Genomic DNA, 21,807 nt, shown 5'->3' with positions numbered 1-21,807 from the left:
CCGCGGACTTTGGTAATCGGCCAAATGAGCTTCACATCGACCGGATACACCTTCAGGTGCCGAGGGATGCCGACAGCCCAGGCCAGCCCGCGCTCTGTTAGCCCTTGTCGAAACGGTGCGCTGAGCCCGTATCCTGCATCCGCCAGCACACATCCAAAGCGCACGTTGGCTGCCATCACGCGGTCAATCTCGGCCAAAGCAATCTCCGGCTTGGACCGTAGCGTTCGGTGTTCGACTGGCACGCGAGCGCGCTTCAAACGAGACACGTTGCTTGTCCAACTATCGGGCAGAAAGAGGCGCAACGCGACCATCACCGGCACTTCGCCGCGCGCAAGCGTCAAAGACACCAGCGTTTGGCAATTTGCCGTTTTGCCGAGAGCCGACGCGTATTGAGCTGCAACACCAACCGAGCGTTCGCCCTTCTTCGGCAGTGAGGTGTCATCAATAACGAGCACCGCATCCCTACCGCCGACAAGTCGGTCCGCCTGGTTGAGCAGCTCCGTCTCCAGCGGCGTCGCGTCCCAGACACCGTCCGCAATGAAATGGTGCAGTTGGTCGTAGTTGCCCGTGGCAAGGCGCTCCGCCATCGGCTGAACGCTCTTGCGATCGCCAGGACCGATCAGTCCCGCAACGTACAGAGGACACATCCGCTGCCGAGTCTTATGACCCAGCCGGTCCAAGAACGGCATCAGCCAGCGTTCAAGTTCGTCTTCCCATCCCGCCATGGTCAGCCCTCCAAGAGCCGACCACCCATGAATCATTGAAAAATTGATTCGGGAATCCTAAAAAATCGCGGAAATCCAATAATCTGCCAAAGTAGTGCTAGGTGTGAGTCGGCAGCTTTTTCGACTGCCGATCCCATCATCCGGACGACACCGCAACGCAGCCGCCGCGAAGGATGCGCGACACGGCCGGGGCCGTTCCCTTCGAGGCTCGCCGAGCGGCGCAACTGCGGCGCTGGGCCCGCATCTTCAAGGCGCTCCGCTATTCCGGCAAACCGAGGCTTTGAAGATATTGGGCCATCCGGTCCAAGGTTGGACCCGAGAAGACCATGGCGTCCTTGAATTTTGAAGCCGTCATCCCGGGATAGCTTCGCATCATTTCGGAGAACGCCGCCTTCGCTTCGTCGATCCGACCGGCGCCTGCCAGTGCCGACGCCAGGTTCCGATAGATCCAGGTGGCGTGCGGGCGCTCCTGCAAGGCGCGTCCGTAGTATTCCACGGCCTTGTCGTAGTCCTGCTCCACCTCGTAGGAGGATCCGATGCCGGCGTAGTTATTGAAGTTCATCGGGTCGATCGGGCTGAGGCGGAGCGCCCGTTCAAAATGCTGGCGTGCATGCTGCGGACGATCTGAATAATTGTCGATCCAGCCGAGCCGGCTCCAAGCCCAGGCGCAATTCGGATCGATTGCCAGGGCCCGCTCCAGCAGCACCCGTGCAGTCCCGTGATTGCGAACAAATGTGTAGACCGCGCCCAGCACAGCCAGAACAAGCGGATCGTCCCCGCTGATATTGACGGCCCGCTCGGCGAGCGTACGCGCCTTCGTCTTGCTGTCCGCGATGTCATCCGCCCAGTTATAGACCGAGCGCTGAGCGTGGCACCATCCCGCAAGCGCAAGAGCCAGCGGATATTTGCAGTCAATCGCCAAGGCGGCTTCCAGCAATTCGAGTGCCTTGCCGCTTTCCTCCTTCTCCAGCGCCCATGCGTGAGGCATCGCCCTGATCGTATAGTCGTAAGCGCTCAGGTCCTGCGGCCTTCTGCGCTCGGAACGTTCGATCTCGGCCAGACGAATTGATGGCTGCAGGGCGCCTGCGACCTGCTGCGTGATCCGATCCTGCAGATCGAAGAACTCGTCCAGCATGCCGTCATAGCGCGAGCTCCAGACATGTGCGCCCGCCTCCGTCTCGATGAGCTGGACGATGATCCGCAGACGGTTACCGATCTTTTGCACGCTGCCTTCAAGGAGATAGGCAACACCCAGCTCCCTGCCGATTTCCCGGGCATCTGTCGCGCGGCCCTTGTACGTAAAGGCGGAGCTGCGCGCGATGACGAAGAAGGAGCGAATGCACGATAGCGCCGCCGTTATCGCTTCGACGATTCCGTCCGCGAGGTAATCCTGCCCGTCCTCCGCCGACATGTTGTCAAATGGAAGGACGACAATGGAGGGCTTGTCGGGCAACGCCGGGCCCCTGGCCTGCAGCGGCGGCTTTGCCGTTTGACCCGGTGGCGCGGCATCGCCGGAGAGTCTCACCTGCCACGTGCGCATCGGCTCGGCGATGTTCTTGAGCGTCTGTACGCCCATATCATCAAACATGATGTCCAGTTTTCCGCGAACCTGCCGGTGCGCATCGTCGGAAATGCAGACGCCGCCAGGCCTTGCAATGCCTTCGAGCCGCGCGGCGATGTTGACGCCATCTCCGAAAATGTCGTTCTCGTCGATGATGATGTCGCCAACGTGAATACCGATGCGGAACTCGATCCGCAGCTCCTGCGCCACATCGGCGTTGTGCTCGACCATGGCCCGCTGAACTTCCACCGCACAGCGCGTGGCGTCGACGACGCTGACGAATTCGACCAGCATGCCGTCGCCGGTGGTTTTGACAATCCGACCGCGATGCGAGGCGATCGAGGTATCGACCAGCGTCTTGCGAAGCACCTTCAGTTCGGCCAGCGTGCGCTCTTCATCGCGGCCCATCAATCGACTGTAGCCGGCGATATCTGCTGCCAGCACGGCCGCCAATCTCCGCTCCACGCGCTCGGACAAGGAGCCCTCCCGGGCAGGTCACTCACAGAAAAGCACCGACTGCTACCCTTCGGCCACTCGCATTGGCAGAAAAAATGTGGCCGCACGCTCAGGGGCCGGCCGATTGCCGGAAGCCTCAGTTGAGGTATGCTTCGCCGGTCAGCGGCCGCATTTTGGATTCCTATTTCCCAAAAGATAGATACTCCAATGGAGGTACCATGGGCCATCGATATCAAAATATCCTCGAAACCGTCGGCCATACGCCCGTCGTGCGGATCAACCGTCTTGCTCCGGCCGGGGTAAATCTGTTCGTGAAGATCGAGGCCTTTAATCCCCTGGGATCGGTCAAGGATCGCCTGGCTCTCGGCGTCATCGAGGCCGCCGAACAGACCGGGGAACTCAAACCAGGTCAAACCGTGATTGAGGCGACGAGCGGTAACACGGGGATCGGCCTTGCGATGGTTTGCGCGGCCAAGGGGTATCCGCTGGTGGTCACCATGGCCGAGACCTTCAGCATCGAGCGGCGAAGGCTCATGCGGTTCCTGGGCGCGAAAGTCGTTGTGACGCCCGCGGCGGACCGGGCTGTCGGAATGATCAACAAGACGATCGAGCTTGCCAGGACGCACGGCTGGTTCATGACGCGGCAATTCGAGAACGAAGCCAATCCCGACTACCATTCGCGAACCACCGCGCGCGAGATTCTGGATGATTTCGCCGGCGAGCGACTGGATTACTGGGTCACGGGTTATGGGACCGGCGGCACGCTGAAGGGCGTTGCGCGGGTGCTCGCAAAGGAGCGACCCGAGACGAAGATCATCGTTTGCGAGCCCGAAGATGCGCAGCTGCTGGGCAGCGGCATCGAGCAAAAGCGCAACCCGGACGGCACGCCGGCGCTCCCCCATCCGACCTTCAAGCCGCATCCCATGCAGGGCTGGACTCCCGATTTCATCCCGAAGCTCACTGGCGATGCCGTCATGATGAAGGTCATCAACCAGATCCTGCCGATCCCCGGCCCCGAGGCCATCAGGTGCAGCAAGGACCTTGCGACCAAGGAAGGGATATTCGTCGGCATTACCTCCGGCGCGACAATGGCAGGAGCGCTCAAGGTCGCGGCGCAAGCCGAAAGGGGCGCAAACATTCTTTGCATGCTGCCCGACACCGGTGAACGCTATCTGAGCACACCGCTGTTCGCCGATGTCCCTGTCGACATGGACGAGGAAGAGCTCAGAATTTCCCGCTCCACGCCGACCGCACAGTTCAAGACGTAGCCGCTGAACCGGACCTATCGATCGAAGTCGCTGAAGTGCGAACGATACACGCGACCAGCGCCTCGCGCGGCAGGCCTAGAGCATGATCCGGAAAAGTGTGAAGCGGTTTTCCCTCGCGACAAACGCGTAGCGTTTGCGCGCGGAGATCATGCTCAATCAAAAAGCTAAAGCGCGATGACGATTCAACCCAATCTCATCGCGCTTTAGGCTGCTTCCAGCGCTCTCGTCATCTCCCCCATCGTGGGCACCAGCGACGGAGCCTCACAATCAAGCTGGGCGAGCCGGTCCATCAGTTCCCGCAGCCGTGGCGGCAGATCGGCATAGTCGTCGCGCAGTGCATGGCGCAGTCTTTCGCCAATCTCTTCGCAGATGGCGCGTGCGTGCTCGGACGCAATCGGATGTTGCTCAGTCATGGGCGTGGTCTTCTTGTGAAGATCGAGAGCCGTCGAACGGCATTTCCGCAACGGCGGATCCTGCACACCGACAGGCAATCAACGCGGGGCACCGAACAACGCTGAACACAGGTCGTTCTCCCTTTTCTCTATCTTTCAATAGCAGGAGGACGTTGCCGGCTGATTAGGGAAACTGGTTCTCATGGCGTTTAGAGGCGTGGTAAACGCGGAGTTCAGAACGCGTTTGAGAAGCCGCAATTCCACGCGGGGCGCCATACTGAATGCCACGTTAACATGACCGCTCAAATTGCCTGACGGCCCCAACGGCATTGTCCATTTCTTTCCGCTAGCGTTGGCCCTGACGAACGCAGGCCGACGGGAAGCGGCCCTGTGCACGGGGAAACTAGGACATGGCCGATATCGCGCACCAGGCTGTGAGCCGCCGAGCATCGCGTAAGGATGCCGCTGATGGCCGCGCGCTGCCGCCGCTGTCAGGCGTTCCGGTCGGCCCATGGCGTACGCTGGCCGACCGCGCGATCGAGGCCAACGGCTACTACCAGCCCGACTGGGAATTGGCGGTCGACGCATCCGCGCGCGGCCGCACCGGCGCCTCGGTGCTCGGGGCGTGGAACGACGCCGGTCAACTGATCGGCCTGCTGCCGGTCATCCCGATGCAGCGGATCCACAGGCTTCCCCTGCCCGCGCTGATCGGCGCCGAACCTTACGGCACGTTGTGCACGCCGCTGCTCGATCGCGACGCCGCGGAGGATGCCGCCGCAAAATTGCTGCGCCAGGCTCGCAACGCGGGCGCGCATGCGCTGATCCTGCGCACGATGTCGCTTGAGGGCCCGGCCATGACGGCGATCCGCGCGGTGTTGGCGCAGGACGGCTTGCATCCGCGCGTGCTTAGCAGCTATCAGCGCGCCGCACTCGATGCGACACGCGATGCCGACGAATTGCTGCGCGATGCGCTGGGCGCGAAGAAGCTGAAGGAGCTGCGACGGCAGCGCCACCGCCTCGCCGAACGTGGCGCGGTGCGTTTCGATGTCGCACGCGGGCCGCGCGCCGTCGCAACCGCGCTCGAAACCTTCCTCACCCTCGAGGCCGGCGGCTGGAAGGGCAAGCGCGGCACGGCGCTCAGCCAGCATGCCGGCGACGCCGCCTTCATCCGCCGCGCAACGCTGGCGATGGCCGCCATCGGAGGTTGCGAAATCATCTCGCTGCATGCCGGCGGAACGCCGGTCGCCGGCGGCATCGTGGTGCGCCATCAGGACCGCGCCTTCTTCTTCAAGATCGGCATCGACGAGCGCTTCGCGAAATACTCGCCCGGCGCGCAGTTGACGCTGGACCTGACCCGGCATCTCTGCGCCGATCCCGCAATCAATTCGGCCGACTCCACCGCCGCGCCCGGCCATCCCATGATCGACCCGATCTGGCGCGGGCGCTTCGCGATCGGCGACGTGCTCGTTCCATTGCGAGGCCACGATCCGCTGGTGCCGGCGATTCATGCGGCCGTGACGATGCACCGCCTCGCCTATGAAGCGGCGCGCGGTGCTCTCCGCTTCGTTCGTGGTCGGCGCGGCAAGCCGCCGGTATAAGAGGCATCCTCGCGGGTCGAGAGACGTCCGCGTTTCGGATGCGGTGGCGTCACTTGCCGTCAGCGAACGGTTTACCCTTTCGTAGCCATGCAGATACATCTGGAAACAAGTAGTTCCCGCCGTCAGGTCGGTGTCAGCCTGCGCAGCTAGCGTTGCGGCGCGCCGGTTCTCAGCACGGCGCATGCCCTTGCTTGAAAGGCCTCACCCGACGGAAACATCGGGTGAGGTTTTTTGCTCTGATTTCCCGCAGCGAGTGACCGTCTGTGGCGGCCGGCTCACCACGTCATCCGGGCGAGCCGCGCCGCTCCTGCATTCCCGTCCGCACGCATCCGCCCCACCTCTTGAAATTCAATCCGCTCCGGCTATTTGCCGACACGGGAGTGAGGTCAACGATGACAGAGACCTGGGTCAGACCCGCACGCGTGGATGAGGCCGCGGAGCTCACGCAAATTGCCGTGCGTGCAACGAAGCATGATGGTTACGACGATGAAGCTATCGCCCGCTTCATGCCCGGACTCAAGATCAACCTTGCGCTGATCGCAGCCGGGCTGGTCTTTGTCGCTGAGGGCGAGAACGGCGTTCCATATGGTCATGTATCCGTAAGGCCGACAGGGATCGGAGGCCTCAGTCTCCTCGATGGCATTTTCGTCGATCCGGCCTATTCGCGAAGAGGCCTCGGAACGCGACTCTTTGCGACTGCGATAGAACTTTCGCGAAAGTTGGCGGGAAATGTGATCCTGATCAATTCGAGCCCGCACTCCGTCGAGTTCTATGCGCGAATGGGCGCCAACAAGATAGGCGCCACACCATTCGTGTTCTCTCCGGACGTCCAGCTATCGATGTTCGCGTTTGCGATTCCACCGTCCACTGAGCACGGCACCTGAGAGCTTGTGACGCTATTCACTCCGTCATTGCGAGAAGCGATAGCGACGAAGCAATCCATGCTTCCGCGTATGCCGCCCGATGGATTGCTTCGCTTCGCTCGCAATGACGAGCGCAGTCCTGTTATCCTGAGCCGTCCCCCTCACTGCAACGGCGAGTGCGGGGCCGGCAGCATGATGGTCGAGTGCATCTCTTCCAGGAGCGGCGTGCCCTTGCCCAAAAATTCCTGCCAGGCCGGATCCTTCAGCGCATTGCCGCGCGCTTCGGCGCGGGCGTTAAGGCTGGGATAGGCCCAGATGTGGCAGACCTCGTTGGGCTGGCCGGTTTCGGTCTGCCAGAGGCCGACGATCTTCGAGTATTTCTCGCGTGCCGGCATCACGCCCGTGAACAGGTCGAGCCATTGCTTGACGGCGCCGAGCGGCCTGGCCCGGTAGTTGCGGAATTCGTAGACATTGCCCGACGTGGCCGGCGCGATCGGCGGGATGATGGCGTTGAGCAGGCGGACGTCCTGGTGCACGAGGTGCGGCCGGATCGCCGGGATGTATTCGCCGGTCCAGCGCGCATTCTTCGCGAGTTCGCCGCGCAGCCGGGCGCGCTCGTTGAGATCGGCGTAGCTCCACATGTGCAAGACCTGATTGAGCGGACCGATCTCGGTGATCCAGTAGCCTTCGAGCTTGCCGAAATTGTCGCCGCGTATGTCGCGCGACAGCGTGCTCGCCGCCTTCACCATCTCGCCGACGGCGCCCGGGCGCACCGTGTAGGTCCGCAGCTCATAGATCATGCTGGTCTCCTTGACTGTTCTGATTGATCTCGGGTGCAAAAGAAAAGCCCGGCGCGGGCCGGGCTTCGGGAAAGGATGACGGTCTACTCGGCCGCCTCGGCGTTGATCTCGGCCGAGACCTGGCGGATGGCGCGGGCGAGTTGCTCGGCCGGTTGCGCGCCGGATACCGCGTATTTCTGCGCGAACACGAAGGTCGGAACACCCGAGATGCCCTTCTCGGACGCTTCCTGGGCCTGCGCCGTGACGAGGGCGACATCCTCGTCCGTGGCAAGGCGCTTCCGCACGTCGTCAGCATCGAGGCCGACGTCCTTTGCAGCCTGCACCAGCACGTCGGTGTCAGTGAGATCGCCGCCATCGCGGAAATACAATTCCATCAACCGCTGCTTCATCTCGGCCGCCTTGCCCTTGGCCTCGGCCCAGTGGATCAGGCGGTGGCAGTCGATCGTGTTGGGCTGGCGCTTGACGAGCTCGGGGTGATAGCTCAGCCCCTCCTCGCCCGCGGCCGCGACGACGCGGCCGGCGATGCCCTTGTAGGCATCGACCGAGCCGAACTTGGCGGTGAGATATTCCTCGCGGCTGATGCCTTCGCGCGGCACCCAGTTGTTGAGGAAGAACGGCCGCCAATGCACCTCGACCGGCACGTCGGGCACCAGCTTGAGCGCATCCTCGATCCGGTGCTTGCCGATGTAGCACCAGGGACAGACGACGTCGGAGACGATGTCGAGGCGAAGCGGCTTCAGGTCGCTCATGGCGGGCTCCTCGCGGAAATGGAACCCGAAAGGTAGGCCGAAAGCGCGCTCGCGCAAGCCGCTATTTCATACTGGCTGCCATCTGCCGCATCCGCTCCGCGGTCAGCTCGTCGGCAGGGAAGAAGGTTTCCAGCGCCAGCTCCTGCAGCGTGATGTCGACAGGCGTGCCGAACACCATGGTGGTCGAGATGAAACTCAGCACCTCGCCATTGTGACGAAGCTTGAATGGGATCGCGACGTTGTTGTCAGGCGCGATCGGCGCTGCGCGCGCCGGGATCGGATAGGACTTCAGATCCTGATAGAGCTTGATGAGTTCCGGATCGGCGGTCGCCTCGCACTGCCGGTGCAGGCGCTCGAGCAGATGCGCGGCCCATTCGGGCAGATTGACCGTGCGCGGCGCGAGCCCCTCGGGATGGAACGCCAGCTTGAGGATGTTGAAGGGCTGGCCGAGCAGCCGCTGCGGCACGCCCTCGAGCAGCGGCGCCACCATGCGGTTGGCGGAGACCAGATTCCAGTGCCGGTCATAGGCCAGCGCCGGATTGGGCTCATGCGCCCTCAGGACCAGGTTGATCGCCTCGCGCGCCGATTTCAGCGCGGGGTCGTCCAGCGAGCGTTGCGGGAATGCGGGTGCAAAGCCCGCGGCGACCAGCAGCACGTTGCGTTCGCGCAAGGGCACGTCGAGGCGCTCCGCCAGTTTGAGGACCATGTCGCGCGACGGCGCCGAGCGACCCGTCTCGACGAAGCTCAAATGCCGCGCCGAGATCTCGGCGTCGACGGCAAGATCGAGCTGGCTGAGATGGCGGCGCTGCCGCCACTCGCGCAGGTGCTCGCCGATATGGATGGGTTTGGCGGGCTCGGCCCGCGCCATGGATGCATGTGCGTTCATGGTGCAAACCTACCACGCAGATTTCGCCCGTTCCATTACGCCTGAGGTAATCGAATTGGCGCATGACGGGCACCATCGACGCGCTCAGCCCGGCGCTGGCCGAAACGGCCGACGTGAACGCGCGATCGATGCGAATGATCAGTGGGCTTGGTCGCTAACGCTGCAGCAGGCTTGACAACAACAGGATCACCAGGAGTGCCAACGCAAAATCCAAGGCTACCGCGAAGCTCACACCATCAGCCAGGCTCGCCAAAGCTCTCATCATGACCGAAGTCCTCGGCTGATCTGCCGATGGCCGACCAGCGTCCGTGCCGATCTGTGCATCATGAGGCCGCTCGAAATAGGTCGCATACGCGAGAACCTCTGCGCGCCGCCTACGAGAAACGGCGCCTCGGGTCCCGTATCCCGCCAGGAAGCCCAGTCCAACCGCAGCGAACAGAATGGCCAATCCAATCATGTCTACAACCTCTGTTTAAGCGCAGCAAAGCCCGGCTGTCGTGGCACGCGGAGAAGCGTTGCGAAGACGGGACCGACCGGGCCAGGGAGGCCAGCGCAGTTGACGCGGGCCATCAACAAAGCTGGGGCGGATTGATCGTTCCTACGGAACTGCGCTGCCGCGGCACGGAACTGATCCATCTCATCTTGGCCCGGCAAGCCGTTGATTTCGCAACGTTGACCATTTTGTTGATCCCGGCAGCCACGTCAAACAGAAGCCACGCCAACTCAAATTGTTGAGAGCCAGTCTCCATTACGCCTGACGTAATCGAATTGGCGCGCGGGACCGGTCATCTTCCCGATCACAGGAGATGACCATGCTGATGCTGTCCCTTTTCCGCGCTCTCGCCGTCCTCGTCCCGTGGCTGATCCATCTGGCGACGTGGCTGGTCGCGCGAAGCCTCAACATGCCGCAGCCGCTCGTGCACGACACCGGAATGTTCGTGGTCGCACAGGTCTATGCGGTGGAGATGCGGGTCGGCAAGGCGCTCTGCCCGCTCCGCCTGTGGCGGCAGCTGCGGCCCTGGTTCTGCTGACAATCCAACCCCAACGAGAGGAGACTGCCATGATCTATTCGTCCCAGTTCCTGCGCCGCGCGCTATTTGCGGACGCCATCTTCAGCGGCCTGTCCGCCGTCGCGATGACGCTCGATGCCGGCATGCTGGCGTCGCTCCTGAACCTGCCGGAATCGCTGTTGCGCGAGACCGGCCTGTTCCTGATCGCCTACACCGCGCTGGTCGGCTGGCTCGGCTCGCGCAGCTCGGCGCCGAAGGCGCTGGTGATGCTGGTGATCGCGGGCAACGCCGCCTGGACGCTCGGCAGCATCGCGCTGCTGTTCTCGGGCGCGGTGTCGCCGAATCTGCTGGGGACGATTGTGATCGTGGCGCAGGCGATCGCCACCGGTGTGCTCGCCGAGCTGCAATATGTCGGCCTGCGCCGGAGCGGCGGGGTGGTTGCGGCGTAAGCCGGATGCGAGACGTAACGAAACGGCCGTCGCGGCAAGCGCGGCGGCTGCTGTCGTTTGTCAGCTCAGGATCAGCGCGACGATCATGCCCGCAAAGGTCAACACGAGTCCGGCGATCAGCATCGGCACCAGGCTGTTGCCGGAAAACGGATTGGCCTGATCTTGCCGAGACTGCTGGATCGCGACAGCACGCGCGATCGCTCTCGCTCTATTCTTCATTGCACTGCTCCTGCTTCGCTTCGCCTGTAACGCTCACCCACGCCGAGCATGACGCCCTGCCCGCTGGCGACGCCCATTTCCAGGCTCGCGGCGATGCGCTGCGCGCGCTCGATGAAATGCTCTGCCGCGGCGGGCGGACACAGTTCGGCTGCGGTCGCCTCGAACAGTTCGAGCCAGCGGTCGAAATGCGCGGCATCGATCGGCAGCGGCATGTGCTTGACCATCGGCGTGCCGTGATAACGCCCGGTCATCAGGGCAACCGAGGACCAGAACGCGCACATCTGCGCCAGATGCGGCTCCCAACTGGTGATCCTGGCCTCGAACACCGGTCCGATCATCGGGTCCTTTCGGACCTTGGCGTAGAAACCGTGCACCAACTGCTCGATCATGGCTTCGGATATCCCGGTCCGCTCGACGATGCCGGCGGTGATCTGCTCGCGGCGCTCTGCCCCTGTCATGGCTCACATCCTAAATAGGTATTTCAAATACCTATTTAGACTGCTATAGCTGATCCGCCAAGTGCTGATTTCGAAGGGCTTCCATGCGCCTGACATCGTTCACGGATTTTGCGCTTCGCGCGCTGATGCGGCTGGCCGGCGAGCCGGACCGCTCGTTCGCGACGAGCGAGATCGCGACCGAATTCGGCATTTCCCGAAATCATCTCGCCAAGGTGGTGCGCGACCTCGCCGACGCCGGTTTCATCGCCACCCAGCGCGGCGCGGGCGGCGGATTTTCGCTGGCGCGCCCGCCACAGGCGATCACGCTGGGCGAGGTGGTCCGCGCGCTGGAAGGCAGCGGCGCACTGGTCGAATGTTTCAGGGATGACGGCGGCGACTGCGTGCTGCTGCCGCGCTGCCGGCTGAAAGCAAGGCTCGCGGCGGCACGCGAGGCCTTCCTGCGCGAGCTCGATGGGACGACGCTCGCCGAATGCGCCTACCTGCCGGCGCCCTCCCGCCATCCTGCGAGGGCATCATGACGACAATCGCATTCGCAGACGGCGCGTTCGAAGTCGACGCCGCTATCGTCGCCGAGGGGCTCGGCATCGCGGTGCCGCTGCTGCAGGCCGGAATGCGCGCCGGCCGGATCACGACACTGTCGGAGCGGGGCATCGACGCCGACCAGGGCCGGCATCGCCTGACGTTCTTCTCGGAGAGCAGACGTCTCCGCCTTGTCATCGACGAGCACGGCACGATCATCCAGCGCTCGACGCTGGACTTCGGCGGCGCCCCGGTGCCGCACTCAGCGCACAGGCCAGGCGGCTAGGGTGAATACTTGTGATCACCCGGCTATGTCGGCTGGGCTCGAAATTCCTCTCGCGCAACGGCAGCCTAGCTCTTGAGTGCCGACAGTTGATCGGTGTCATAGCGAGCGCGCAGTTCGGCAATCGCGGCAGGATCTGCCGCTCCCCCGCGCGCAACCGTTTCAGCCAGTTCCTCGAAATAGCGCTCGTGGCCCGGAGGTGACACCGTCATGAGCACGCGTGCGACCTTGTCTGAGGTGTTTCCAATGTCATGCGGCACGCCCGGTGGCAGGAAAACGTAGGTGCCGGGAGTGGCAAGCACGCGCTCGCGGCCGACTTGCCATTCGCATTCGCCTTCGAGCACGTAGAACGTCTCCTCCTGCACGCGATGGACATGCAGCCCGGTGGAGAAGCCGGACGGTATTGTCCACTCGAACATGGAGGTGTGGCGCGTATCGCTTGCGGTAACCAAAAATGCCATGGGGTGGCCGGCAAGCTTGACGCTCTTGCCTTCGCCTGGTCTTCGAATGATTGCCTTACCGCTCATTTTCCGGCTCTCCAGATTGGCGCGATCGAGGGCCTCATCCTTGCGTCTCCCCGATCTAAAGTCGTGAAAGACGTCCGAAATTGTTGCAAAATATTGCCGAAATGACCCAGCAGCGCCAATCAGGCACGTACAAATTCGGCTCCTTTGCACTCGATGCAGAGACAGGTGCGCTTTTTTACAGCGGCGCGCCGATCCTGCTCGGCCAGCGAGGTGCCGCACTGCTGCGACTGCTGCTGGATCGCTCCGGGTCTCCCGTCGGCAAGGACGCGCTGATCGAAGCCGCATGGCCGGGGCTCAATGTCGAAGAGAGCAATCTCACCGTGCAGATCGCCGCACTTCGCCGTGCGCTCGAGCAGGACGGCGGTGGGCGCTGGATCGAGACGATGCCGCGTCGCGGATATCGCTATGTCGGGCCGCCCGTCACGCGCAGCGCCGCAAATATGGACGAGGCCAGGAGCCCGGCCACCCTGTTGCTGCCCGAGAAGCCGTCGATTGCCGTGCTGCCGTTCGAGCACTCCGGCGAAGCTGCGTGGCTGGCCGGCGGTATGGTCGACGACATCATCACGGGGCTGTCGCGCATCAGGTGGCTGTTCGTGATTGCGCGCAATTCCAGCTTTGTCTGGCGAGGCCCCGTTACAGATGTGAATCGGGTCGGCCACGACCTCGGCGTGCGCTATGTCCTGCAGGGCAGCGTGCGGCGCGCTGACGGCCGTGTTCGCGTACATGCGCAACTCGCAGACGCCGCAAGTGGCGCACATATCTGGGCCGAACGCTACGACCGCACCGTCGGCGACCTGTTTGCCTTGCAGGACGAGATCGCGCTCGCCGTTGTTGGCGCGATCGAACCGAGCCTGCGCCGCGCTGAGGTCGAGCGCATTCGCCGCAAGCGGCCCGACAGTCTCGACGCGTACGAACTCGTGTTGCGCGCCCAGCCGGAAGTCGATTCCGGCATGCCCGATCGTGCCGCAATAGCACTGCCGCAACTCCAGCGCGCGTTGACAATCGATCCGACTTACGCGCTCGCCCACGGCCTTGCCGCTATGAGCCATCATAATCGCTTTCTACGCGCCGGGCTGAACGAAGAGGATCGGCTGGCATCAGTGCGCCACGCCTGGCTCGCCATCGAGCATGGGCGCGATGACGCGCTGGCGCTCACCTTTGCCGGCTTCTCGCTCGGCATGGACGCTCATGATCGCCAGGCGGCTTTCGCCGCGTTTGAAGCGGCCCTCGCGCTGAGCCCCTCGACAGCACTCGCGTGGATCCTCGGCAGCGTTGTTGCCGGTTGGGCCGGCCAGGCCGAGCGCGCGATCGACTGGAGCGAGCGCGGCTTGCGCCTGAGCCCATTCGACCCATGGGCCTTCGCGGCCTACGACGCGCAGGCGCTCGGCCATTTCAGCCGCGATCACTATGCGGAGGCCGCAAATGCGGCTTACAGGTCCAACCTCGCCAATCCGGCTCACAGCATCACATGGGTGCAGTTGGCAGCATCTCTCGCCAAGCTCGGGCGGCTGGAGGAGGCGAAGGCCGCCGCGGCATGCGTGCTGGAATTGCAGCCCACCTTTCGCATCAACAGCCAGTTCGCCGGAGTCGCCTGCATGCCCGAACTGGCCACGAAACTCGGCGAAGCATTGCGCGCAGCCGGTCTGCCGGAATGAGGGGCAACGAAACGTCAAAATGCCTGCCCGCCTCGGCTGACGGACCGCTTGCTTTCAAGATGTCCGCTGATGCCTCTCGTCGGACCTAGAGAGATGTACGAGTTGGGTCCGCAGGTGAGCCAAAGCGGACCTTGGCCCAGGTCGCCGTCACGCCATTTGCGCGTACACGCCGAAGCTCGGGCCGAGCGCCCTATGCGTGGAGCGCCCGTGCAGTGCCTCGCTTCGAGGCGGCGGCCTTCTTGCCTGCAGCCTTGACGAGGGAATGGCCGTTCAGATGCTTGCCGTTCAGCGCCTTGCCATTGGCCTTGACGCCATTCGCCTTGATACCGTTGGTCTTGATACCGTTAGCCTTGACACCGTTCGTCTTGGCCTTGGCTTTTGCCTTCTCCCTGGCGAGCTTCTCGGCCTTGCGCTGCTCTTTCCGCTCGGCCTTTTCCTTCAGCCGGACCCGCTCCGCCCTCGCCTCGGCGCGCTTCTTCTTGCGCTTCTTCTCGCAGGCATCGCATTTGCAGCCGATCGGCTTCAGATAGGCTTTGAAGTAGTCGGTGCCGTAGTCATAATTGATCTCGTCGCCCGGCTCGATGTTCTTGATCGCGCGGATGAATACCTTGCGCTTGCGCGGCTTGACGTCGGACTCCGCATTCGGCCGGCAGGCGTGGTTGATGTAACGGGCGATGTTCTCGCGGATCGAGCCGTCGATGGTCCAGCGGTTGGTGAGCTCGAACAGGTACTTGTTCTCGATCGCGTCCTCATCCTTTTTCTTGGAGTCGAGGATCGGGCCGAAATAGCGGATGATCTTGTCACCCTTCTTGATCGGCTTGGTGGCGAAAAGGCCAAGGCCAGTGCGGGAACGGCCGACGCGGTACGGTTTGTTCGATGATATCGTGGGCATGACGATCGAGGTTACGGCACGCAAGGTGCAGGCAACAGAAATGGCGAAGCCGCCCTTCTAGGACGATTCCGCGCCCCTGTCAGGTCTTTCCCGCGTGTCTCTTGAACCTTCCCCAGATTGCACATGTCAGACACAAACTGGCCCGGATTGCAGGTCTTCCCGATGAAATACCTCACAATTGCAACAGTTGTTGCGGCCCTCGCCGGCACAAATGCCGGTCAGGCCGCTGCCGAAACGTTCAGCAGCAGCTACACATCGACGGCACCGAAGCATTGCCGCATGATCGGCAAGCCCGGCGAAGAGGACGGCGGCACCACGCGGGTGTGCCCGGGCCGATCGGGCCTTGTGGTGCTGATCAGCGAGGGAGACCTGCGCGAAGTGGTTTCGGTCGGCCGAAACCATGAGGCCGCGGCCAGGGAACCCGCCGCACAGGCCTGGTTCGGCCCGTTCAGCTCGACCATGGATACAGTCGAATGGCGCACGGCCGGCAACAAGCCCTTCGCAATCATCCAGCGCTGGCTGATCGCCGATAACGACACGCTGGACAAGCAAGGCGGCCCCGTCTCAAGGCCGATGCTCGCCGTGACGCGGCTGCCGCCCGGCGCGGTGTGTCACGTTGCCTATGTCGATGTGGCCGCCAACCCCAACGCCAATGATCTGGCACGGCAGGCCGCCGACGGCTTCGCCCGCGGCTTCAAATGCGGCGAGGACAAGGTGAAGACGATCGGCCAGAGCGGCCGGACGACGTCGCTGACGAGGCGCTAGATGCGCCAAGATCGTTCAAGCGGCGACGGTGATGTCCGGTTCGTTCTCGACCGGGAAATTCACCGACCTCGCAATAAAGCATTGCTCGTGCGCCTTGTGGTGCAGCTCGCGGGCGACCTGGATATCCGATGAAGCATCGATCACGATTCTGGGACGGAGAACGACCGCTGTGAACTGCCCCGCGCCACCCGCTTCCTCGACCATGGTGCCGTACGCATCGTCCTCATAGGACAAGACGTTCACACCGGATTGCGCACAAAGCCCGAGGTACCAGAGCTTATGACAGGCGGACAACGCCGCGACGAGCAGGTCTTCCGGGTTCCACCGCGTGCGGTCGCCTCGAAAGCTCGGATCGGAAGACCCGGCGATGGTCGGTTTGCCGGCCGCCATTATCTCATGGTCGCGCTTGTAATCTCGATAAGCCTTCGTGCCGTTGCCCACATTGCCGGTCCACGTCACTTTCACGTCGTAGGTATGTATCTTCCCGCTCATACGATCTCCGCATACACACTTTCCGGACCAAGCCTTGGCTAACACCCGGGCGGCTTGTTGACCGAACCCCTCAGCATCGCCTCGAGCAGCATCTCCACGGTATTGCCGGGCGGCATCCGGTTCAACACGTCGGTCAGGCGTCCGTCGAGCAGCAGCATTGTGAAGCCATGGACCAGCGACCAGGCGCGCACGATCGCCGCGGCCTGATCGAGCGACAGCGCCCGTTCGTGGATCTGCTCGTGACGGCTCTCGCCGATCGAGCCGGCGAGCCCGGCGAACGAGGCATTCGCCGCCTCGTGCAGCGACGGCCGTTTCATGTCCAGCCGCTCGGTGCGGAACATCAGGCCGTACATGCCGGGATGCGCCTGCGCGTAGGCGATATAGGCCTTGGCGCGCGCCAGCCCCTTCTCGTTCGGCGTGGCACCGGACGCACCGGCGGCGATCATCGCCTCGTTGAACTGGCGGAAGCCGATCGCGGCGAGCTCGCTGACGAGGCCGGTGAGATCGCCGAAATGATGCGTCGGCGCGGCATGCGACACGCCGGCCTCGCGCGCCACCGCGCGCAGCGTCAACCCCGCAAGCCCGTCGCGCTCGAGCACCAGCTCGGCCGCCTTCAGCAGCGCCTCGTGCAGGTCGCCATGATGGTACGGCGCATCGCTGGCACGCCGCCGCGCCGCAGGACGATCGGCCGCGACCCGGGCGGCGCGCCGCGCGCGGGTCGGCGCCGGTCGGCTCGCCTTGTTTTCCTTGGAGATTCTAGCCATGACGCCGTTATATGACGCAATTTTTACAGTGTAAAGATTTTGCTTGACGATCTCGAGGTCCGCTCCTATCAACATCTTTACGATGTAAAGATAAACATGGAGGAAGCGTGCGATGCTCGACCAGGTGACGTCAAATGCGGCGCGGACCAATCTTGCGCCGATTCCCTTTGAAGCCGATGCGCCCTTCCTGAAGATCACGGGCGAACTGCCGCGCGAGCTGAACGGCACACTCTATCGCAACGGCCCCAATCCGCAGTTTGACGCGCCGGGCGCGCACTGGTTCGTCGGCGACGGCATGCTGCACGCCTTCCATCTCGAGAACGGCCGCGCCAGCTATCGCAACCGCTGGGTCCGCACGCCGAAATGGCAGGCCGAGCACGATGCCGGGCGCGCGCTGTTCGGCGGCTTCGGCCGCAAGCTGCCGGACACGCCTGCCGACATCACGGCCGATGGCTGCGTCGCCAACACCAACATCATCTTCCATGGCGGCCGGCTGCTCGCTCTCGTCGAGAGTCATTTGCCCACCGAGATCGAACCCGGCACGCTCAATCGCCTTGGCTACTGCGATTACAAGGGCGCAATCTCCGGCCCCTTCACTGCACATCCCAAGATCGATCCGGTGACCGGCGAACTGGTGTTCTTCGGCTACAACGCCGCGGGCCCGTTGACGCCGGCGCTGTCATACGGCGCGATCGATGCGTCCGGCGTGGTGACGCGGTTCGAACGCTTTGAAGCGCCCTATGCCAGCATGGTGCACGACTTCATCGTGACCGCGAACCACGTGCTGTTTCCGATCCTGCCCATCACCGGCAGCATGCAGCGCGCGATGCGCGGACAGGCGCCCTATGCCTGGGAGCCTGAGAAAGGCGCCTATATCGGCGTGATGAAGCGCAACGGTGCCTCGAAGGACATCGTCTGGTTCCGCGCCGAGACCTGCTACGTGTTCCACGTGATGAATGCGTGGGAAGAGGGCAATCGCATCATGGCCGACGTGATGCAGTTCGAGGAAGCGCCGCTGTTCAACCATCCCGACGGCTCGCCGACCGATCCGAGAAAGAACCGCGCGCGCTATTGCCGCTGGACCTTCGATCTCTCGGGCAATACCGACCGCTTCACGCAAACCTATCTCGACGATCTCACCGGCGAATTCCCCCGCGTCGACGATCGCCGCGCCGGGCTTTCGAGCAATCATGGCTGGTACGCCTGCGCCAATCCCGATCTGCCGATGTTCGGCGCGCTGTCGGGCATCGTGCATGTCGATGGCAAGGGCAAGCGGCTCGGTCATTACCTGCTGCCCGCCGGTGATACCATCTCGGAGCCGATCTTCGTCGAACGCGCCCGTGACGCCGCCGAAGGCGACGGTTGGCTGCTCGCCGTGGTCTGGCGCGCCCGCGAGAACCGCAGCGATCTCGCCATCTTCAACGCGACCGATGTCGAGGCCGGCCCGATCGCGCTGGTGCATCTCGGCCATCGCGTGCCCGACGGCTTCCACGGCAATTGGGTCGGGGCGCGGTAGGCGCCGTCGCCCTTTTGGTCAGTCGGTCCGCGAACTCGTCATGCCCGGCCTTGAGCCGGGCATCCACGTTTTTGGTTCAGCCAAGAAAGACGTGGATGGCCGGGGCAAGCCCGGCCATGACGAAGCAGAGGTGCGGCAGGCAGGCGGATGCTTCCTGCCATCATCCCCACGAAATTCTTTGCATATCACCAGCCGTTCACGATTTTGACACTGTAAAGATTTCGCTTGACGATACCACCGTCTGCGCTTAGGTTATCTTTACGATGTAAAGATTAGCCTTCGAGGCTTCTCATGACGATCTTCCTGATCCTCGCTCCCTACGGCGCCCTCGCCTTGTTGTCGCTGGTCACATCGGCCACCGTGAGCCTGTTCTGGGCCACTCTCATCTGCCTTGCCGTGATCGCGATCGACATCGCGCGCGGCCGCACTATGAAGATCCTCACCGTCGGCTCGGTGGCCGTGTTCACCGCGATCGGCTGCTATCTCACCTTCGTCGATGCGACGCTCAGCAGCAACGCGGTGAGTTTCGCCGTAAATGCCGGCCTGCTCTCGGTGGCGTTGCTGTCGATCGTGTTTCGGCATCCCTTCACGCTGCAATATGCACGCGAGATGGTCGACGCGAAGACCATGCAATATGCCGGCTTCGTGCACACCAACTACCTGCTGACCTGGGCCTGGACCGGCGCATTCCTGCTGATGGCGATCGGCAACATCGCCGTGCTCTATGTGCCCGGTCTGCCGCTGTGGTCGGGCCTCCTGATCGCCTTCGCCGCCCGCAACAGCGCGATCCTCTTCACCAAATGGTATCCGGAGTATCGCAAGGCCAGGTTCGGGGCGCCGCCGGCCAACGCCCTGCCCTCGCCGTAAGCGTCTCGGTTCTGGCTGAACCCAGAACCGACGCCACCTGACGCGACGACCGCACCACGACAACGATCAAACGCCAGAGGAAACGGAAGGCACGACGATGAAGAGCGTATTGGCCAAGCTCGCGAGCGACTTTCTCTCCACCATTGTGTTCCTGGCGGTCTATCTCGCGACCGACAATGTGCTGCTCGCCACCGGCGTTGCGATCGCGGGCGCGATCGCGCAAGCCGTCTATTCCCGCGCCAAGGGCGAAGCGCTCGGCTTCATGACCTGGGCGAGCCTCGCGCTCGTCATCGTGCTCGGCACCGCGACATTGCTGACCAACGATCCGCGCTTCGTGCTGGCCAAGCCCGCGATCGCGCATTTCGCGATCGGCGCCATCATGCTCAAGCGCGGCTGGATGCTGCGCTACATGCCGCCGCGGGTCGTCGACGTGATCCCGGAATACGTCACGGTCGCGGGCTATGCCTGGGCCATCCTGATGTTTGCGCTTGGCGCCGGTACGATCGCCATCGCGTCGACCGGCGACCTGAAGCTGTGGGCGACCTATGTGACCGTGGTCGCGGCCGGCGCCAAGGTCGCCGCCTTCGCGATCCAGTATGTCGTCTTCCGCTTCCTGGTCACCAACCGGCTGCGCGCCGCCGCCCGCGCCTGAACGCCGCAGGCTCAAAGCGTTAGGCTTGCGCGGCGAGATGGGTTATACCCCCCCGCACGCTTTCATCTCGAGGGGAGACATCAATGGCGGTGGACGGAAACTGGAATCTCACCATGACGACGCCGATGGGTGAGCGCAAGGCGACGCTGTCGCTGGCGAGCTCGGGTGGCGCGCTCACCGGCACGCAGGGTGCCGAGGGCAACTCCACCGAAATCTTCGACGGCACCGTGAATGGTGACGACGTCGCCTGGAAGGTGTCGATCACCAATCCGATGCCGCTCACGCTCGACTTCAGCGGCAAGGTCTCGGGCGACAGCATTTCCGGCGAGATGGGCATCGGCCCGATGGGCAACTTCCCCTTCACAGGCACGCGCGCCTGAGGCATTGAATGGGCGGATAGATCATCCGCCTCGTACATTTGAGCCGCGCCGATCACTGGCGCGGCTCTCGTTTTATCAAGCGCATGCTCGGCAGGATCGTCCCGAAGACCTCGTCATTGCGACGAGCGAAGCAATCCATGCGTCTGCAGCGCGATGGATTGCTTCGCGGAGCCTGTCATCGGGCCGGCCAGAGGCCGGACCCGTTGGCTCGCAATGACGAAGGATAGACCGTCGCCCCTGAGGAGACCGCGAAGCGGGCGTCTCGAAGGATGTAGGCCACAGATGGAGCCTCATGGTTCGCCCGGCGATGCAAGCATCGTCCGGAGACGCGCGTTCCGCGCTCCTCACCATGAGGGTTGCGAGGTGTGTGACGCAGTAGGATTAGAACCAGATCTGCATCGGCACACCCTGCGCGTCGCGCGGCGCAGTTCCTTCGGGAACGCTGCCGTGAGGGTCGCGCGCGGCGAGCGCGACCGCACAGGCATCGAGCACGTCGTCGCGTTTCGCGCGGGCGCCGATCCGCGCATCCGTCAGCCAGTGATCGATCTCGCGAAAGCCCTCGCGCCTGAGCAGCCTGCGGCGAAGGGCATCGCCCTCTTCCGATTTCTTCGCCGCCAGCGGCTTGCCGCCGTTCAGCCGCAGGAACACCAATTCAGGGTGGACCTCGCGGATGTCGCGCGCAGCGTTGGCGCGCACGAAGGCGTCGACCTCCATGATCTTCTTGCCGAGATGCCAGAGCTGGCGCGAGACCCGCGTCTGGCCGCGGCGCCTTGCGTCATCGTTCGCCTTGTCGGGATCGGAAAACTCCTCCCATAGCCAGCGTCGTGCACCGGTGAAGACGCGCGACGTGTGCGGGCGTAACCGGTCACGCGCGAGACGATCGCAGGCGCGCTCGCCGTCGTCGGTCATGCCGATCGGAATATCGATGCCGGCGCAGTCGAACGGACCAGCGAGCGCGTCGGCGATATCGGAATGGAAGGAGATCGTCCGCAGGTCGCCGTCGATGCTGACGGCGACCCAGCCTTTGGAGAACCCGTCGAGGCCGATCGCCCTCAACCCGG

Annotated in this window: 27 protein-coding genes; 13 read left to right on the top strand and 14 right to left on the bottom strand. The window is 63.5% G+C overall.

From position 1 onward, the window contains the following. Together AS156_RS35950 and AS156_RS35945 are read right to left on the bottom strand one after the other, a co-directional pair. Positions 1-761 (bottom strand): IS701 family transposase (locus tag AS156_RS35950; RefSeq protein WP_136626016.1); only part of this gene is annotated, 761 nt, incomplete at its 3' end. Between the two features lie 223 nt (positions 762-984). Continuing rightward, positions 985-2,763: an adenylate/guanylate cyclase domain-containing protein gene (locus AS156_RS35945; RefSeq protein WP_136626604.1), complete on the bottom strand. Its 1,779-nt coding sequence runs from the start codon at positions 2,761-2,763 to the stop codon at positions 985-987. 62 nt (positions 2,764-2,825) lie between these two features. Between AS156_RS35945 and cysK the strand changes: the two genes are divergently transcribed. Continuing rightward, positions 2,826-4,010: a cysteine synthase A gene (gene cysK, locus AS156_RS35940; RefSeq protein ID WP_347336662.1), complete on the top strand. Its 1,185-nt coding sequence runs from the start codon at positions 2,826-2,828 to the stop codon at positions 4,008-4,010. 203 nt (positions 4,011-4,213) lie between these two features. Here cysK and AS156_RS35935 read toward each other — a convergent pair whose 3' ends face one another. Beyond that, positions 4,214-4,423 carry a hypothetical protein gene (locus AS156_RS35935; RefSeq protein WP_066514306.1) on the bottom strand — a complete coding sequence of 70 codons (210 nt, stop codon included), beginning with the start codon at positions 4,421-4,423 and terminating at the stop codon, positions 4,214-4,216. 389 nt (positions 4,424-4,812) lie between these two features. On the opposite strand from AS156_RS35935, the gene AS156_RS35930 reads away from it, so the two are divergent. Both AS156_RS35930 and AS156_RS35925 read left to right on the top strand, forming a co-directional pair. Continuing rightward, on the top strand, positions 4,813-6,000 hold the full coding sequence (locus tag AS156_RS35930; protein ID WP_066514275.1) for a GNAT family N-acetyltransferase: 1,188 nt from the start codon (positions 4,813-4,815) through the stop codon (positions 5,998-6,000). 392 nt (positions 6,001-6,392) lie between these two features. Further along, positions 6,393-6,884, top strand: a complete 492-nt coding sequence (locus AS156_RS35925) for a GNAT family N-acetyltransferase (protein ID WP_136626603.1) — start codon at positions 6,393-6,395, stop codon at positions 6,882-6,884. Between the two features lie 140 nt (positions 6,885-7,024). Here AS156_RS35925 and AS156_RS35920 read toward each other — a convergent pair whose 3' ends face one another. From AS156_RS35920 to AS156_RS35905, 4 genes are all read right to left on the bottom strand, one after another. Then, positions 7,025-7,663, bottom strand: coding sequence for an NIPSNAP family protein (locus tag AS156_RS35920; RefSeq protein WP_066514272.1), 639 nt, complete (start codon positions 7,661-7,663; stop codon positions 7,025-7,027). Positions 7,664-7,746: 83 nt separating this feature from the next. Then, positions 7,747-8,412, bottom strand: a complete 666-nt coding sequence (locus tag AS156_RS35915) for a DsbA family oxidoreductase (protein WP_066514269.1) — start codon at positions 8,410-8,412, stop codon at positions 7,747-7,749. A 61-nt stretch (positions 8,413-8,473) separates the two neighbouring features. Further along, complete coding sequence (locus AS156_RS35910; protein WP_066514267.1) at positions 8,474-9,298, bottom strand: helix-turn-helix domain-containing protein; 825 nt, start codon at positions 9,296-9,298, stop codon at positions 8,474-8,476. Between the two features lie 154 nt (positions 9,299-9,452). Then, the gene (locus AS156_RS35905) at positions 9,453-9,755 is read right to left on the bottom strand and encodes a hypothetical protein (protein ID WP_066514265.1); all 303 of its coding nucleotides are present in this window, start codon (positions 9,753-9,755) and stop codon (positions 9,453-9,455) included. A gap of 349 nt (positions 9,756-10,104) precedes the next feature. Between AS156_RS35905 and AS156_RS35895 the strand changes: the two genes are divergently transcribed. After that, positions 10,105-10,329: a hypothetical protein gene (locus AS156_RS35895; protein WP_066514260.1), complete on the top strand. Its 225-nt coding sequence runs from the start codon at positions 10,105-10,107 to the stop codon at positions 10,327-10,329. Positions 10,330-10,358: 29 nt separating this feature from the next. Next, positions 10,359-10,757 carry a hypothetical protein gene (locus AS156_RS35890; RefSeq protein ID WP_066514257.1) on the top strand — a complete coding sequence of 133 codons (399 nt, stop codon included), beginning with the start codon at positions 10,359-10,361 and terminating at the stop codon, positions 10,755-10,757. Between the two features lie 60 nt (positions 10,758-10,817). Here AS156_RS35890 and AS156_RS43625 read toward each other — a convergent pair whose 3' ends face one another. Together AS156_RS43625 and AS156_RS35885 are read right to left on the bottom strand one after the other, a co-directional pair. After that, positions 10,818-10,976 carry a hypothetical protein gene (locus AS156_RS43625; RefSeq protein WP_201456166.1) on the bottom strand — a complete coding sequence of 53 codons (159 nt, stop codon included), beginning with the start codon at positions 10,974-10,976 and terminating at the stop codon, positions 10,818-10,820. Beyond that, the gene (locus tag AS156_RS35885) at positions 10,973-11,434 is read right to left on the bottom strand and encodes a group III truncated hemoglobin (protein WP_066514256.1); all 462 of its coding nucleotides are present in this window, start codon (positions 11,432-11,434) and stop codon (positions 10,973-10,975) included. The genes AS156_RS43625 and AS156_RS35885 overlap by 4 nt, the downstream gene beginning before the upstream one ends. Positions 11,435-11,517: 83 nt before the next feature. Between AS156_RS35885 and AS156_RS35880 the strand changes: the two genes are divergently transcribed. Together AS156_RS35880 and AS156_RS35875 are read left to right on the top strand one after the other, a co-directional pair. Beyond that, complete coding sequence (locus AS156_RS35880; RefSeq protein ID WP_066514254.1) at positions 11,518-11,952, top strand: RrF2 family transcriptional regulator; 435 nt, start codon at positions 11,518-11,520, stop codon at positions 11,950-11,952. Continuing rightward, a complete protein-coding gene (locus AS156_RS35875; protein WP_066514252.1) occupies positions 11,949-12,239 on the top strand; it encodes a DUF6522 family protein in 291 nt (96 codons plus the stop codon). Before AS156_RS35880 ends, AS156_RS35875 begins: the two co-directional genes overlap by 4 nt. Positions 12,240-12,304: 65 nt before the next feature. Here the strand turns inward: AS156_RS35875 and AS156_RS35870 are convergent, their stop codons facing one another. Then, complete coding sequence (locus tag AS156_RS35870) at positions 12,305-12,763, bottom strand: cupin domain-containing protein (protein ID WP_066514249.1); 459 nt, start codon at positions 12,761-12,763, stop codon at positions 12,305-12,307. 101 nt (positions 12,764-12,864) lie between these two features. On the opposite strand from AS156_RS35870, the gene AS156_RS35865 reads away from it, so the two are divergent. Continuing rightward, positions 12,865-14,418 (top strand): winged helix-turn-helix domain-containing protein, encoded by a 1,554-nt coding sequence (locus tag AS156_RS35865; protein ID WP_066514246.1) that lies wholly within the window; start codon positions 12,865-12,867, stop codon positions 14,416-14,418. A 190-nt stretch (positions 14,419-14,608) separates the two neighbouring features. Here the strand turns inward: AS156_RS35865 and AS156_RS35860 are convergent, their stop codons facing one another. Next, positions 14,609-15,310, bottom strand: coding sequence for an SET domain-containing protein (locus tag AS156_RS35860; protein ID WP_066514244.1), 702 nt, complete (start codon positions 15,308-15,310; stop codon positions 14,609-14,611). A 162-nt stretch (positions 15,311-15,472) separates the two neighbouring features. Between AS156_RS35860 and AS156_RS35855 the strand changes: the two genes are divergently transcribed. Further along, complete coding sequence (locus tag AS156_RS35855; protein WP_066514303.1) at positions 15,473-16,075, top strand: hypothetical protein; 603 nt, start codon at positions 15,473-15,475, stop codon at positions 16,073-16,075. 15 nt (positions 16,076-16,090) lie between these two features. On the opposite strand, the gene AS156_RS35850 is transcribed toward AS156_RS35855, so the two are convergent. Then, positions 16,091-16,567 carry an OsmC family protein gene (locus tag AS156_RS35850; RefSeq protein ID WP_066514242.1) on the bottom strand — a complete coding sequence of 159 codons (477 nt, stop codon included), beginning with the start codon at positions 16,565-16,567 and terminating at the stop codon, positions 16,091-16,093. A gap of 38 nt (positions 16,568-16,605) precedes the next feature. After that, positions 16,606-17,331 (bottom strand): TetR/AcrR family transcriptional regulator, encoded by a 726-nt coding sequence (locus tag AS156_RS35845; RefSeq protein ID WP_066514240.1) that lies wholly within the window; start codon positions 17,329-17,331, stop codon positions 16,606-16,608. Between the two features lie 112 nt (positions 17,332-17,443). Between AS156_RS35845 and AS156_RS35840 the strand changes: the two genes are divergently transcribed. From AS156_RS35840 to AS156_RS35825, 4 genes are all read left to right on the top strand, one after another. Beyond that, positions 17,444-18,847, top strand: coding sequence for a carotenoid oxygenase family protein (locus AS156_RS35840; RefSeq protein WP_066514238.1), 1,404 nt, complete (start codon positions 17,444-17,446; stop codon positions 18,845-18,847). A gap of 291 nt (positions 18,848-19,138) precedes the next feature. Beyond that, the gene (locus AS156_RS35835; protein ID WP_066514234.1) at positions 19,139-19,714 is read left to right on the top strand and encodes a hypothetical protein; all 576 of its coding nucleotides are present in this window, start codon (positions 19,139-19,141) and stop codon (positions 19,712-19,714) included. Between the two features lie 97 nt (positions 19,715-19,811). After that, positions 19,812-20,366, top strand: a complete 555-nt coding sequence (locus AS156_RS35830; RefSeq protein ID WP_066514232.1) for an inner membrane-spanning protein YciB — start codon at positions 19,812-19,814, stop codon at positions 20,364-20,366. Positions 20,367-20,449: 83 nt separating this feature from the next. Beyond that, positions 20,450-20,746 carry a hypothetical protein gene (locus AS156_RS35825; protein ID WP_066514229.1) on the top strand — a complete coding sequence of 99 codons (297 nt, stop codon included), beginning with the start codon at positions 20,450-20,452 and terminating at the stop codon, positions 20,744-20,746. 381 nt (positions 20,747-21,127) lie between these two features. Here the strand turns inward: AS156_RS35825 and AS156_RS35820 are convergent, their stop codons facing one another. Further along, positions 21,128-21,802, bottom strand: coding sequence for a DUF429 domain-containing protein (locus AS156_RS35820; protein ID WP_082747929.1), 675 nt, complete (start codon positions 21,800-21,802; stop codon positions 21,128-21,130). Positions 21,803-21,807: the final 5 nt, after the last annotated feature.

Origin of the sequence: Bradyrhizobium macuxiense (assembly GCF_001542415.1) — a bacterium.
Taxonomy (GTDB): Bacteria; Pseudomonadota; Alphaproteobacteria; order Rhizobiales; family Xanthobacteraceae; genus Bradyrhizobium; species Bradyrhizobium macuxiense.
This window is presented reverse-complemented; position numbering and strand designations above follow the sequence as displayed.